Here is a 13874-nt window from a genome sequence, read left to right as displayed (position 1 = left end):
TTGTCACCGGCGGCGTGGTTTCCTCGCTCGGCAAGGGTCTCATGGCGGCAAGCCTGGCGGCATTGCTGCAGGCGCGCGGCTACAAGGTCCGCATCCGGAAATTCGATCCCTATCTCAATGTCGATCCGGGCACGATGTCGCCCTATCAGCATGGCGAAGTCTATGTGACGGACGACGGGGCCGAGACCGATCTCGATCTCGGCCATTATGAGCGCTTCACCGGTGTTTCGGCGCGGCAGAGCGACAATGTCACCTCTGGGCGTATCTATCAGACCATCATCACCAAGGAGCGGCGCGGCGATTATCTCGGCGCGACCGTGCAGGTGATCCCGCACGTGACCGATGCGATCAAGGATTTCGCGAAAAGCGATCTTGGCGATCTCGATTTCGTGATCTGCGAGATTGGCGGCACGGTCGGCGATATCGAGAGCCTGCCCTTCATGGAGGCGATCCGGCAGCTCAGGAACGAGCTGGGGCGCGGGCAATCTGTCTCGATCCATACGACGCTCGTGCCGTTCATCGCGGCCGCCGGCGAGCTGAAGACCAAGCCGACGCAGCATAGCGTGCGCGAGCTGACCTCGCTCGGTATCCAGCCCGAAGTGCTGGTCTGCCGCTGCGAACAGCCTTTGCCGGACGATGAGCGCGCGAAGATCGCGGCCTTCTGCAACGTGCGCAAAAGCGCGGTCATCCCGGCGCTCGATGCGCCGAGCATCTATGCCGTACCGCTGACCTATCATGAAGCGGGGCTCGACGACGAGGTGCTCCGCGCCTTCGGCATCGAGGATGCCGCCGAGCCCGATCTCGCCAAATGGGTCGATATCAACGACCGGCTCGAAAACCCGGAAGGCGAGGTGACGATCGGCGTGGTCGGCAAATATGTCGGGCTGCAGGACGCCTACAAGTCGCTCAACGAAGCGCTTGTCCATGGCGGCATCGCCAATCGGGTAAAGGTCAATATCAACTGGATCGACGCCGAGATCTTCGAGGAGGAAGACGCCGATATCGCGGCGCAGCTCGAGCCGCTGCACGGTATTCTGGTGCCCGGTGCGTTCGGCGAGCGGGGAGCCGAGGGCAAGATTTCGTCGGTGCGCTTCGCGCGCGAACGCAACGTGCCCTATTTCGGCATCTGCTTCGGCATGCAGATGGCCTGTATCGAGGGTATGCGCGATGCGGGCGTCGCCAGTGCCTCCTCCACCGAATTCGGCGACACGCCGGAGCCGGTGGTTGGCCTCATCACCGAATGGATGTCCGAAGAAGGCATTCAGCAGCGCGAAGAAGGCGGCGATCTGGGCGGCACGATGCGGCTGGGCGCCTATGACGCGAAGCTCGACGGCAATAGCCATGTGTCCAGCATTTACGGCGGCGCGACAGAAATCAGCGAACGCCACCGCCACCGTTACGAGGTCAACACCGCCTATATGGATTCGCTGCAAAAGGGCGGTCTCGTCTTTTCCGGCATGTCGCCTGACGGCCGCTTGCCCGAGATTGTCGAACGGCCGGACCATGACTGGTTCGTCGGCGTGCAGTTCCATCCCGAGCTCAAATCCCGCCCCTTCGATCCGCATCCGCTGTTCGCGAGCTTCATCGAGGCGGCGGTGCGCCAGTCCCGTCTGGTCTGATACGTCCGGATACGGCATAGAGGCCTCTCACCTTTGCGATGGGAGGGATACATGGCAGTCGATCGGATGAAGGCGCAGGACCTGCTGGCGATATTGCCGGAAGGCTCGCTGCTGGCCGCCTGCGACGCCGAACAGCTCGATGACCTCCTCGCGCGCACCAAGCTCGAATTCGCGGCGAAGCGCGAAACGCTGATCCATCAGGGCGACCCCGGCGATTCCGCGATCATTCTCGTCACCGGCACCGCGCGGGTGAACATGGTGTCGGCCAATGGACGGGAGATCGTGCTCGATTATCTCGGGCCGGGGACGGTGATCGGCGAGATCGCCTTGCTCGATGGCGGCGAGCGCACCGCGACGGTCACCATGGTCGAGGATGGCAGCATCATGCGCCTCTCGCGCACCGAGTGCGAGGATTTCATCACGAACAATCCGGGCGTGGCGCTCAGCATGTTGCAGGAAATGGCGCGGCGGCTCAGGCAGATGAACATGACCGTCGAGAGCGACCGCGCCTTTTCGGCCGGCCCGCGTCTCGCGCGCTATCTGCAGCGGCTGACCGATGAGGAAGCGGCGAGCCAGAAACTCAAGATCGATGTCAGCCAGAGCGAACTCGGGAATTTCGTCGGCATCAGCCGCGAGAATATCAACCGCCAGCTCTCGGCCTGGGCCGATGCGGGGCTAATCGAGCTCGAACAGGGCAAGATCCGCATCATCGATTGCGAAGCGCTATGGGAAATCGCCGCGATGGGCGACTGAGACGATCGCGCGCCCGCACATCGGACACATATCAACGGACAGGAACCCCTCATGACGACCAGCACCGATTTCCTAGTGAACAAGGCCAAGCTCGACGACACGCGCATTGCCGAAACCGATCTCGGCGATCTGGACGATGGCCAGGTGCTGCTAGAGGTCGAGAAGTTCGCGCTGACCGCGAACAACATCACCTATGCCGTGATGGGCGAGATGATGGCCTATTGGAATTTCTTCCCGGCCGAAGAGGGATGGGGCCGCATTCCGGTCTGGGGCTTTGCAACGGTAGCGGAATCGCGCCATCCGGACATCGCCGTTGGCGAGCGGGTCTATGGCTATCTCCCGATGTCATCCCATGTCGTCGTCGAGCCCGGCAAGGTCACCGATGGCACCTTTTCGGACATGGCCGCGCATCGCCAGCCGATGAACCCCGTTTACAACAATTACCGACGCCTTTCCGCCGATCCGGCCCATAACCCGGATCTCGAAGCGCAGCGCGCGCTTTTCGAGCCGCTGTTCATGACGTCTTTCCTGATCGAGGCGTTCATGCGGCGCGAAGACTATTATGGTGCGAAATCGCTGATCATGACGAGCGCTTCGTCCAAGACGGGCATGGCGCTGGCGCAGGTCGCCAAGGCGCGCAGCCCGGAGATCGAGCGGATCGGCCTCACCGGTTCGGGCAATGTGGAGTTCGTCGAAGGTCTCGGCCTGTACGACCGCGTGCTCGCCTATGACGCAGTCGGGGAGCTCGATGCCGATACGCCGTCGGTCGTCGTCGACTTCGCCGGCAACGGGAAGACGCTGGCCGCGATCCACACCCATTTCGGCGACGCGCTCAAATATAGCTGCCTTGTCGGCGCGACCCATTGGGATGCGCGCGGGCAGGGCGGGGAACTACCGGGGCCGACGCCGATCCTGTTCTTCGCGCCCGATCATGTCGTGGCGATGACCGAAGAGCTGGGACCGGAAGGTTTCGCGCGGGAAGTTGGCAAGGCCTGGGCCGGGTTTATCGGCGATGCCAAGGGCTGGGTCGATGTGATCCGGCGCGAGGGCGGCGATGCGGTGTCGGAGACCTATGCCACGCTGCTGCCGGGCAATGCCAGCCCGCGCGACGGGTTCATTCTCTCGCTCTAGCCGAGCAGCGGTTCGCAGCCGGTGCCGTCCAGAACGGCATTGACGCGCGCCTGGTCGTCCGGGGAGAGAGCGGCGAATTCCTCGCGGATCCAGTGCAGGCATTTCGCCTGATAGGGGAAGGTCGGTTGCGACCAGGGCCGCCCGTCGATTTCGGTCTCGAATTGCTCGTCCCCGGCCAGAACGGCCTGTGCATTGGCGAGGAGGAACGGCGTGTACACGCGCCCGATTTCCGTCAACAGAGGCGTGAGCTGGGCGTGCCCGATATCGATATCCGCCCAGTCCTCGGTCTGTGCATCGAGGCCGGAGAGATCGTCGACCCGATCAATCCATGCGCGCACGCGCGGGCTTTTCCTTGCCGCCAGCGCTGCCGGCGTCGGATCGACTATCGTGAGCTGCGTTAACTGGCCGTACAGCGCGAAGTCGGCGGAGGACGGACGGCGGCCGAGCACATAGCCTTGGCCCCCGATCAGCGCATCGAGAATATCGAGCAGCCGCACATAACTGCTCTCAATTGTTTCGGCCGTCACATCATTCGAACCCACGACGTACAAGCGGTCGATCTGCCGTTTCGCGAAGGTCTCCGCCATCTTCGCGGCTTCCTCCGGCGGCAGCGTTGGCGCCGCCCAGTGGATCAGCAGCGGGCCGGCATTCTCGGCATCCGCCTCATAGGCCCAGCGATAGTGGAACATCGCCTTGGTCAGCCACTCGTCGGCATAATCCTCGATCAGATAGTTGAGGAAGGCGAGGACGGGATCGGGCGGCACGGCCGCGCGGCCCGGCATGTCAGCCTCGAGCCGGCGGATAATCGGCGTCGAATCCACGACCGCTTCGAGCGCGCCGTTCATGTCGCGAAAGAAGAAGGTCGGCATCAGCCGGACCTTGGGTTTGGGATAGCCTTCGGGCGCGCCCATCATCCCGCCCCATCGCATCGCATAGGGGATATGGCGATAGCGCAGATAGGCGACCATCTTGCGCGTATAGGGCGAGCCCGGCGCGCCCATCAGTTCGATGCGTTCGGGAATTGCCGCGTCGGTCATGGAACCGCCCCTCAGCTTTCCGCGCCGCGGCGGCGGGCCAGTTCGCGCAAATTTCTCTCATGGCCGCTGCGGTCGAGGCTGTAGAAACTGATAAAGCCGATCATCGCCATCCACAGCGCTAAGATCGTCGGCACGTAGACCGCGCCGAGATCCCAAAGCGTGTCTTCGGGCACCTCGCCCTGTGCCGCGCCCGTCGCGAGGCCGACTCCGGCGAGGACGAAACCGGCGAGGACGATACCGAGCCCTTCGCCCCATTTGCGCATGAATGTGGAGGCGGCGAAGAAAAGACCCTCGGATCGCCGCCCGGTCTTCACCTCGGCCTGTTCGACGAGATCGGCGATCATCGATGCCGCGAGGATCTGGTAACAGATGATCAGGCCGACATCGATCGTGTTGGCGATCAGGTAGAACCAGAAAATGAAGGGCGACTCATTGCCCGGCAGCACGCCGATCAGCCTGAGGAAGATCGGCATCGGTGCGCCGAGAAAGGCGATCAGGCCGATCGTGATCGCGCCTCGTTTCTTGCCGAACTTACGCGTTACGATCGGCGCCAATATCGCACCGATGATCGCCGATACGAATACGCCGAAAGTTATCGCGCCGAGCTGCTGCGGACTGAAGCCCCAGAAATAGGTGCCGAAATAAAAGGCGAGGCCGGCCGCGAGACCGCTGGCGGTGAAGGCGAGCAGCGCGGCGACAAAGAGCGCGAGGAAGGAGCGGCTGGAGAGGGTTTCGAATATCTCGCGGAAAATCTTGCCGAGCGTCAGCTCGCGCTTCGGCGGCGGGGCCTGCAGATAGGGGATGCGTGCATGAGTCCCGACCGCCGAGACCATGATCGCGGTAAAGATCAGCCCGGAGGCGATCATGCTGTAGAGCGAATAGGCCTCCGGATTGAACTGGCCGTTCGGTATCGCGACCGTCGAGAAGGCCGGGAAGATCATCGCGAAATTGATGACCGTCATCGCGTTGCCGCCGGTCCAGCCGAAATAATAGCGGAAGCCGAGCAGCGAACTGCGCTCGTCATAGTCCTGCGTCAGCTCGGGCGTGAGCGCGGTGTTGGGCGTTTCGAAAAAGGTGATGAAGGTGCGGATGATGATCGCGAGGACCACGATGTACCAGAAGAGCGCCGTTTCGCTCCAGCCCGTCGGCGGGTTCCAGATGAAGTAATAGCTGACCGATATCGGGATCGCCGCGATATACATGAAGGGATGGCGGCGGCCCCATCGCGAGCGGAAATTGTCCGACCAATAGCCGACGATCGGGTCGCTGAAAGCATCGGAAATCAGCGCGATGAGGATCGCCAAGCTGACGAGACGCGCATCGACGCCGACGACCTGCGCGTAGAAAAGCAGGAGGAAATATTTGAGGCCGCCATCCTTCACGCCATAGGCGACCGATCCGAATCCGTAGGCGAGCTTCGTGCCGAGCGAGAGTTTTTTCGAGGTGCCGCCATCGGCAGGGGCCGGTTGCAACAGTTCGCGTTCCTGGGCCAACTGGCCCGAGGCAGGCGGCTCCTTCATAGGCGCATCTCTCTCGTGTCGTTCTGTTTTCCGGCACTATGGGGCCAGCAAGCGGCGCTGGCAATCGCCATCGGATCGACGCGGTCGGCGTTCGTATGATCGCTGGAAACGAAAGTGCCCGGACCGCGAAGGTCCGGGCACAAACGTGACGAACAGTCGTTCGCCCCCTTTTTGATGGCTCCCGGTTCGCGCACTTTGCCTTCCCCTCAAGGCGTGCAGCGGGGAACCTCCCTGAACCACGGCCATAGGCACGTGATCTATGCAGAGGGTGCTAAGCTAAGACTCTGGCTCTTGTCATCGGTCTAGCCGCATTTCCGCCACAATAAGTTTATGGCTGTGACGTCGGCGCAACAGCGCCGCACCGGCGTTGATGCTTGCGGCAGCCGGGTATGCACCCTAGAGACCCGCAATAATATCGGCCCATTTTCGGACCTCATCATCATGCGCCTGTCCCGCTATTTTCTGCCTGTTACCAAGGAAACGCCCGCCGATGCGGAAATTATCAGCCACAAGCTGATGCTGCGCGCGGGGCTCGTGCGTCAGACCTCTGCCGGCATCTATGCCTGGCTGCCGCTCGGCCATCGCGTGCTTCGCAAGATCGAACAGATTGTCCGCGAGGAACAGGATCGGATCGGCGCGGCCGAGATGCTGATGCCGACCCTGCAGTCCGCCGATCTGTGGCGCGAGAGCGGGCGCTACGACGCTTATGGCCCGGAAATGCTGCGGATCGAGGATCGGCAGGGGCGGGACCTGCTCTACGGCCCGACCAACGAGGAAATGATCACGGCGATCTTCAAGGATGGCGCGCGCAGCTATCGGGATCTCCCGAAGATGCTCTACCACATCCAGTGGAAGTTCCGTGACGAGATCCGCCCGCGCTTCGGCGTAATGCGCGGCCGCGAATTCCTGATGAAGGATGCCTACAGCTTCGATCTCGACGAAGCGGGCGGCCGGGTCAGCTACAACAAGCAGTTCGTCGCGTACTTGCGCACCTTTGCGCGGATGGGTCTGCGCGCCATTCCGATGCAGGCCGATACCGGGCCGATCGGCGGCGATCTCAGCCATGAATTCATCATCCTCGCGCCCTCGGGCGAGAGCGAGGTCTTCTTCCACAAGAGCTGGGAAGAGGCGCGCTCGGCCGAAGATTACAACGTCGATGTGGAAGAAACCGAAGCGCTGCAAGCCTTCGTCGACAGCATGACGGCCGAATATGCGGCGACCGACGAGAAGCGCGACGAAGCGCGCGAAGCCGAGATGGGGGACGATCTACTCCGGTCGCGCGGCGTCGAGGTCGGTCATATCTTCTTCTTCGGCGACAAATATTCGAAGGCCATGGGCCTCAAGGTTTCGGGCAAGGACGGATCGATGGTGACGCCTGTCATGGGCAGCTATGGCGTCGGCGTCTCGCGATTGGCCGGGGCTATCATTGAGGCGAGCCATGACGATGATGGCATCATCTGGCCCGAGGCGGTCGCGCCGTACAAGGTCGGCCTCATCAATATGCGGGCAGACGACGACGCCTGCGTTTCGGCGGCTGACGATCTCTATGCGAAGCTCGAAGCCGCGGGCGTCGAAGTCCTGTACGACGATCGCGACGAGCGGGGCGGCGCGAAATTCGCGACGATGGACGTGATCGGGCTACCCTGGCAGCTGATCGTCGGACCCCGTGGACTGAAAAACGGCGTGGTCGAGTTAAAGCGTCGTTCAACCGGCGAGCGTATGGAAGTCTCTCCCGAAGTCGCGTTGGAGAAGCTTGCATGATCTTGTCCCGCCATGAGCGGATGATCGCAAAACGCTATCTGCTGCCCGGAAAGGGCGAGCGGTTCATCTTCGTAGTCGCGTCGATCAGCTTCGTCGCGGTCATGCTCGGCGTGATGGCGCTGGTCGTCGTGATGAGCGTGATGAACGGTTTCCGTGCGGACCTGTTCGACAAGATTGTCGGGCTGAACGGTCATGCGGTCATGCAGGGCTATGGCGGCCGCCTGCCGGACTGGCGCGAAATCCTCGAAGAATCGCGGCAGACCGAGGGCGTGGTGTCCGCGACACCGCTGATCGAACAGCCGCTGATGGCGAGCTATGACGGCCGCGTCGAAGGTGTGCTCGCGCGCGGCATGCGCGTCGAGGACATTCGCGCGAACGAGACAATCAACGAGAATATCGTGGCCGGCGATATGGAGCGCCTGACGCCGGGGAGCAGCCGGGTGGCGATCGGCTCGCGCCTCGCGACGGCGCTCGGCGCGGTGACCGGCGGGCAGATCAGCCTGATTTCGCCACAGGGGCGTTCGACGCCGTTCGGCACGGTACCGCGGATCGTATCCTATGAAGTGGCAGCCATCTTCGAGGTCGGAGTCTATGATTTCGACAAGGCGTTCGTGTTGATGCCGATGGAGGATGCGCAGACGCTGCTGCTGCTCGAAGACGCGGTGGGCATGATCGAGTTCGACACGACCGATCCTGAAAATGTCGGCGCGATATTGGAGCCGATCGCCCGCAACTATGCGGGGCAGGGCGTGCTGACCGACTGGCGCGAGATGAACAGTCAGCTTTTCGACGCGCTGGCGATCGAGCGTGTCGTGATGTTCTGGGTGCTCTCGCTGATCATCCTTGTCGCCGTGTTCAACATCCTCTCCTCGCTGATCATGCTCGTGCGGGCCAAGAAACGGGACATTGCGATCATGCGGACGATGGGCGCGTCCCGCCGCTCGATGATGAAAATCTTCCTGACCATCGGCATGACGACGAGCACTTTGGGTACGCTGGCGGGGCTCGGCCTCGGTTTCCTACTGCTGCACTTCCGCCAGAATGTCGTGAATTTCGTGCAGACCATAACCGGGCAGAATCTCTGGGACCCATCGGTGCGGTTCATCACCGAACTGCCCGCACGCACCGACCCTTTCGAAATATTGGCGATCGTTGGCCTCGCGCTCGGTTCGGCCTTCATCTTCACGCTCTACCCGGCCTTCAAGGCGGCGAGCACCGATCCGGTGCAGGTGCTGCGCTATGAGTGAGGCGGTTCTCGAAGTCCGCAATCTCGCGCGGAGCTTCGAACAGGGCGGCGTGACCATTGAAGTGTTGCGCGGCGTCGATATCACGATCCGCAGGGGCGAGATCGTTGCGCTGCTTGGTCCTTCGGGATCGGGCAAGTCGACGATGCTGCAGGCGGTCGGGCTGCTCGAAGGCGGCTTCAGCGGATCGATCGCCATCGACGGCGAACAGGCGGGCAATCTTGAGAATGACGCGCGCACCCGGCTGCGGCGCGATCATCTGGGTTTCGTCTACCAGTTCCATCATCTGCTGCCCGATTTCTCGGCAAAGGAAAATGTGATCATTCCGCAGCTCATCCGGGGCGCGATGCCGGATGAAGCGGAAGATCGCGCCGTTTCGCTGCTCGACCGGCTCGGTCTCGGCCATCGGCTCGATCATCGTCCCTCTCAACTGTCGGGGGGCGAGCAGCAGCGCGTTGCCGTCGGCCGTGCCCTCGCCAATCGGCCCTCGCTCGTGCTGGCGGACGAGCCGACGGGCAATCTGGATGAAGCAACGGCCGATATCGTGCTCGGCGAATTTCTCTCGCTGGTTCGCGAGGAGGGGAGCGCGGCGCTGATCGCCACGCATAACGAACGGCTCGCGAAAAAGACCGATCAGGTCTATCGTCTGCACGAAGGCCATCTGGAAAGGGAAGCCGCATGAGCGTCCATGACTATGCCGTGAAACTGCCCGACGGGGCCGAAAAACAGCTCGCCGACTATGCGGGCAAGACGGTGCTGATCGTCAACGTCGCCTCGAAATGCGGGTTCACGCCGCAATATGCGGGGCTCGAGGAGCTGTATCGCAAATACAAGGATCGCGGGTTCGAAATCCTCGCCTTTCCGTGCAACCAGTTCGGCGCGCAGGAGCCCGGCGATGCCGAGGAGATCCAGAATTTCTGCACGCTCAACTATGACGTGACTTTCCCGCTTTTCGCCAAGATCGACGTGAACGGCAGCAATGCCGACCCGCTGTTCGAGCATCTGCGGGAGCAGAAACGCGGCCTGATGGGCGACCGGATCAAGTGGAACTTCACCAAGTTCCTCGTCGATGCGAACGGCAATGTCGTGCAGCGCTATGCGCCGACGACCAAGCCCTATCAGATCGAAAAGGATATCGCGGAACTGCTGGGCTAGCATATCCACCGGACATGATTTGTTCTCGTTTCGCGAATCGCGCCTGCGCCCCATATTGATCGGATGTCTGCCGCGCCTTTCGTCCCGCTTCGTATCTTCTCGGCCTATACGATGCTCGAAGGCGCGATCCAGCCGAAGAAGATCGCGGCCCGGGCGCGCGAGCTCGGTTTTCCGGCGGCAGCGCTCGTCGATCGCAACGGACTTTATGCGGCCATGCCCTTTTGCGCGGCCGCGTTCGACGCCGGCGTGCAGCCGATCATCGGCACCTTGCTGGCCGTCGCCCGGCCCGGCCGCGCGGACAGCGAAGACCCCGTTATCGACTGGTTCCCGCTGCTCGCGCAAGACGAGCGGGGATATGGGAATCTCTGCGCGTTGGTTTCGGAAGCGCATCTGGATCGGCCGCTCGAAGAGCCGCCGCACGTCCCGTTCGAAGCCTTGGAAGGCCGCACCGACGGCCTGATCGCGCTGACCGGCGGCGGCGAGGGGGCGTTGGCGAGACTGTTCGAAGGGGAGCAGACCGAGGCGGCGCTCGCCTATGCCGAGCGACTGATCGCGCTGTTCCCGGATCGGCTCTATGTCGAGATCAGCCGGCGCGGCGATCCGGTCGAGGAGGCGAGCGAGGAGGCGCTGCTCGATCTCGCCTATGCGCGCGATCTGCCATTGGTCGCGACCAACCCCGCCTTTTTCCAGCGCCAGGATTTCCATGCTGCGCATGATGCGATGCTGTGTATCGCGGACAGCAATTATGTCGAAAGCGACGACCGGCGCCAGAGCCCGGAAGAGGGCTGGATGGTGCCCTATGAGGCGATGGAATCGCGCTTCGACGACCTGCCCGAGGCGCTTGCCAACACGCTCGTCATCGCCCAGCGCTGCGCCTATGCCGCGCCGAAACGCGATCCGATCCTGCCCAGCGTCGCCGGCGATCTGGACGGCGAGTCCGCGCAGCTCAGGGAGGATTCGCGCGAGGGGCTTGAGCAACGCCTCGTCGCCATTCATGGCGACGCGCTGACCGACGACATCCGCGCGCCCTATCTCGAACGGCTCGAATATGAGCTCGATATCATTATCGAAATGGGCTTTCCCGGCTATTTCCTGATCGTTGCCGATTTCATCAAATGGGCCAAGGCGGAGGGGATTCCGGTCGGTCCAGGGCGCGGGTCGGGCGCGGGGTCGGTCGTCGCCTGGGCGCTGACGATCACAGATCTCGATCCGCTTGAGCTTGGCCTACTGTTCGAGCGCTTCCTCAACCCCGAACGCGTGTCGATGCCCGATTTCGACATCGATTTCTGCGAAACGCGGCGCGGCGAGGTCATCCGCTACGTCCAGGAGAAATATGGCCGCGATCAGGTGGCCCAGATCATCACCTTCGGGACTATGAAATCGCGCGCTGTCCTCCGCGATGTCGGGCGCGTGCTGCAGATGCCCTATGGCCAGGTCGACCGGCTCACGAAGATGGTGCCCAACCATCCGACCGATCCCTGGACCCTGGAACGCGCGCTCAACGGCGTTTCGGAGTTCGAGGCGGAGTATAAAACGGACGCCGACGTCAAGAAGCTCGTCGATCTGGCGATGAAGCTCGAAGGTCTGCCGCGCCACAGCTCGACCCATGCTGCGGGCGTCGTCATCGGCGACCGGCGGCTCGACAAGCTCGTACCGCTCTACCGCGATCCGCGTTCCGACATCCCGGTCACCCAGTTCGACATGAAGAATGTCGAAAAGGCGGGGCTGGTGAAATTCGACTTTCTCGGGCTGAAGACGTTGTCCGTCCTAAAAAAGGCCGTGCAGCTATTGGCGCAGCGCGGGATCAGCGTCGATCTCGACCGGCTCGGCTGGGACGATGACGAGGTCTACAAGCTGCTCCAGAGCGGCAACACGGTCGGCGTATTCCAGCTGGAATCGGAAGGCATGCGGCGGACGCTGGCCGCCGTGAAGCCGACCTGTTTCGAGGACATCATCGCGCTCGTCTCGCTCTACCGCCCCGGCCCGATGGACAATATCCCGATGTTCGGCGCGCGAAAGAACGGTGCGGAAAAAATCGAATATCCGCATCCCGATCTCGAGCCGATTCTGAAGGAAACCTACGGCATCTTCGTCTATCAGGAGCAGGTGATGGAGGCGGCGAAGACGCTCGCCGGCTACAGCCTCGGCGATGCCGACCTGCTGCGCCGCGCGATGGGCAAGAAGATCCAGGCCGAGATGGATGCACAGCGCGATCGCTTCGTATCGGGATGCGCGCGCAACGATATCCCGTCGGGCAAGGCGAACGAACTGTTCGACTTGATCGCCAAGTTTGCCGGATACGGCTTCAACAAGAGCCACGCCGCCGCCTATGCGCTGATAGCGTACCAGACAGCCTGGCTGAAAACGCATTACCCGCACGAATTCTTCGCCGCATCGATGTGCTATGACATGGGCAATACCGACAAGCTCGGTATTTTCCTCGAAGATATCCGGCGCACGCGGGACGATGATACGGGCGAGCCCATCGTCTGCCTGCCGCCCTGCGTGAACGAGAGCGAGGCGCTGTTTTCGGTCGAGCCGCATGGCGCGGGACATGCCGTGCGCTATGCGCTCGCCGCGCTGAAAGGCGTCGGCCAGAAGGCGATGGAGCAGTTGGTTGCCGAGCGCGAAGCCGAGGGCAAGTTCGCCAGCCTCGACGATTTCGCAGCGCGCGTCGATCCGCACCTGCTCAACAAGCGCCAGCTCGAAAGCCTCGCGGGCGCGGGCGCGTTCGACGGCTTGGAGGTCAATCGCCCGGCCGTGTTCGCGGCGGCGGAGACGATCCTCGCCATCGCCTCGAGCGCCGCCGATGCGCGCGAAACAGGGCAAGGCGGTCTGTTCGCCGATGGCGGAGAGAGCGACATTGCGCATATCCGGCTGTCGAAGGAAATCCACTGGCCGCTCGCCGAGCGCATGGCGCAGGAGAAGGAGGCGTTCGGCTTCTATTTCTCCGGCCATCCGGTCGACAATTTCAAGCATCTCGCCGACGCCTATGGCGCGCAGAGCTATGGGACCTTTTGCGCGATGCCGGCCCCGGCGGCCGGCGGGCGCGTGACCGAGATCATGGCCGGGATGGTGGAAAATGTCCGCAAGCGCACGTCGCGGCGCGGCAAGCCGTTCGTAACCGCAACGCTGTCCGACGCGTCCGGACAGTTCTTCGCCAGCGCCTTCGACGACGGCCCGCGCATGGCGCTCGAAGACGCAGCGAAGAGCGGCAATTGCGGTCTCCTCAACGTCGAACTCGATTGGCAGCCGGGGGAAGACATGCCGCGCGTTACCGTACAGCGCTTTCAGCCGTTCGAGGAACTCGCCAACCGCAAACGGGTGATGATGACGATCTCCGTGGCGGACCCCGGCGCGCTGGCCGCCATCGCCGAAGCGCTCGGTGATAATGAGGGCGGGCGGGGTACCGTCGTGTTCAATGCGCCGCTGCCCGAAGGCGGTACTGCGCGGGTCGTGCTCGGCCGCCAATTCTGTCTCGACGCGGAGATCAGCGAGAAGGTCGCGCAATTGCCCGGCGTGATCGAAGCACATCTGGCGCCCGATACGGGCACCATCGACGAACAGCGTCCGCCGCTCGCGCTCGTTTCCTGAATTTCGCGGTTTTCCGCGCCATGGGGCTGGACGATTGCCCGCGCTCGGCTAAAGTGCGCG

10 protein-coding genes are annotated in these 13874 nt (G+C 62.8%); 8 read left to right on the top strand and 2 right to left on the bottom strand.

The features are described 5' to 3' along the window. From ACTS1Z_RS11970 to ACTS1Z_RS11960, 3 genes are all read left to right on the top strand, one after another. On the top strand, positions 1-1619 hold a 1619-nt coding region (locus ACTS1Z_RS11970; protein WP_442624694.1), incomplete at its 5' end, for a CTP synthase. 51 nt (positions 1620-1670) lie between these two features. Then, entirely contained in the window at positions 1671-2372 is a 702-nt protein-coding gene (locus tag ACTS1Z_RS11965) for a Crp/Fnr family transcriptional regulator (RefSeq protein ID WP_442624693.1), read from the top strand. A gap of 51 nt (positions 2373-2423) precedes the next feature. Then, a complete protein-coding gene (locus tag ACTS1Z_RS11960) occupies positions 2424-3503 on the top strand; it encodes a DUF2855 family protein (RefSeq protein ID WP_442624692.1) in 1080 nt (359 codons plus the stop codon). Here the strand turns inward: ACTS1Z_RS11960 and ACTS1Z_RS11955 are convergent. Further along, a complete protein-coding gene (locus ACTS1Z_RS11955; protein ID WP_442624691.1) occupies positions 3500-4540 on the bottom strand; it encodes a glutathione S-transferase C-terminal domain-containing protein in 1041 nt (346 codons plus the stop codon). The genes ACTS1Z_RS11960 and ACTS1Z_RS11955 overlap by 4 nt on opposite strands. A gap of 11 nt (positions 4541-4551) precedes the next feature. Beyond that, entirely contained in the window at positions 4552-6060 is a 1509-nt protein-coding gene (locus ACTS1Z_RS11950; RefSeq protein ID WP_442624690.1) for an MFS transporter, read from the bottom strand. Positions 6061-6501: 441 nt separating this feature from the next. On the opposite strand from ACTS1Z_RS11950, the gene proS reads away from it, so the two are divergent. The 5 genes from proS (at position 6502) to dnaE (ending at position 13814) form a co-directional block, all read left to right on the top strand. After that, entirely contained in the window at positions 6502-7821 is a 1320-nt protein-coding gene (gene proS / locus ACTS1Z_RS11945) for a proline--tRNA ligase (protein WP_442624699.1), read from the top strand. Further along, positions 7818-9068, top strand: a complete 1251-nt coding sequence (locus ACTS1Z_RS11940) for a lipoprotein-releasing ABC transporter permease subunit (RefSeq protein WP_442624689.1) — start codon at positions 7818-7820, stop codon at positions 9066-9068. The genes proS and ACTS1Z_RS11940 overlap by 4 nt, the downstream gene beginning before the upstream one ends. Next, positions 9061-9747, top strand: coding sequence for an ABC transporter ATP-binding protein (locus ACTS1Z_RS11935; protein ID WP_442624688.1), 687 nt, complete (start codon positions 9061-9063; stop codon positions 9745-9747). Before ACTS1Z_RS11940 ends, ACTS1Z_RS11935 begins: the two co-directional genes overlap by 8 nt. After that, positions 9744-10220, top strand: a complete 477-nt coding sequence (locus tag ACTS1Z_RS11930; RefSeq protein ID WP_442624687.1) for a glutathione peroxidase — start codon at positions 9744-9746, stop codon at positions 10218-10220. The genes ACTS1Z_RS11935 and ACTS1Z_RS11930 overlap by 4 nt, the downstream gene beginning before the upstream one ends. Before the next feature lie 63 nt (positions 10221-10283). After that, a complete protein-coding gene (gene dnaE, locus ACTS1Z_RS11925; RefSeq protein ID WP_442624686.1) occupies positions 10284-13814 on the top strand; it encodes a DNA polymerase III subunit alpha in 3531 nt (1176 codons plus the stop codon). Positions 13815-13874: the final 60 nt, after the last annotated feature.

Source organism: Parasphingopyxis sp., from assembly GCF_052168295.1.
GTDB lineage: Bacteria > Pseudomonadota > Alphaproteobacteria > Sphingomonadales > Sphingomonadaceae > Parasphingopyxis.
The sequence above is the reverse complement of the archived record's forward strand: the minus strand, read 5'-3'. Positions and strand labels throughout refer to the sequence as shown.

What these genes read in the sequence shown, in the direction of transcription:
- ACTS1Z_RS11965 (WP_442624693.1), top strand. Translation starts at nt 1,671, where the DNA reads ATGGCAGTCGATCGGATGAAGGCGCAGGACCTGCTGGCGATATTGCCG.
- ACTS1Z_RS11950 (WP_442624690.1), bottom strand. Translation starts at nt 6,060, where the DNA reads ATGAAGGAGCCGCCTGCCTCGGGCCAGTTGGCCCAGGAACGCGAACTG.
- proS (WP_442624699.1), top strand. Translation starts at nt 6,502, where the DNA reads ATGCGCCTGTCCCGCTATTTTCTGCCTGTTACCAAGGAAACGCCCGCC.
- ACTS1Z_RS11955 (WP_442624691.1), bottom strand. Translation starts at nt 4,540, where the DNA reads ATGACCGACGCGGCAATTCCCGAACGCATCGAACTGATGGGCGCGCCG.
- dnaE (WP_442624686.1), top strand. Translation starts at nt 10,284, where the DNA reads ATGTCTGCCGCGCCTTTCGTCCCGCTTCGTATCTTCTCGGCCTATACG.
- ACTS1Z_RS11940 (WP_442624689.1), top strand. Translation starts at nt 7,818, where the DNA reads ATGATCTTGTCCCGCCATGAGCGGATGATCGCAAAACGCTATCTGCTG.
- ACTS1Z_RS11930 (WP_442624687.1), top strand. Translation starts at nt 9,744, where the DNA reads ATGAGCGTCCATGACTATGCCGTGAAACTGCCCGACGGGGCCGAAAAA.
- ACTS1Z_RS11960 (WP_442624692.1), top strand. Translation starts at nt 2,424, where the DNA reads ATGACGACCAGCACCGATTTCCTAGTGAACAAGGCCAAGCTCGACGAC.
- ACTS1Z_RS11935 (WP_442624688.1), top strand. Translation starts at nt 9,061, where the DNA reads ATGAGTGAGGCGGTTCTCGAAGTCCGCAATCTCGCGCGGAGCTTCGAA.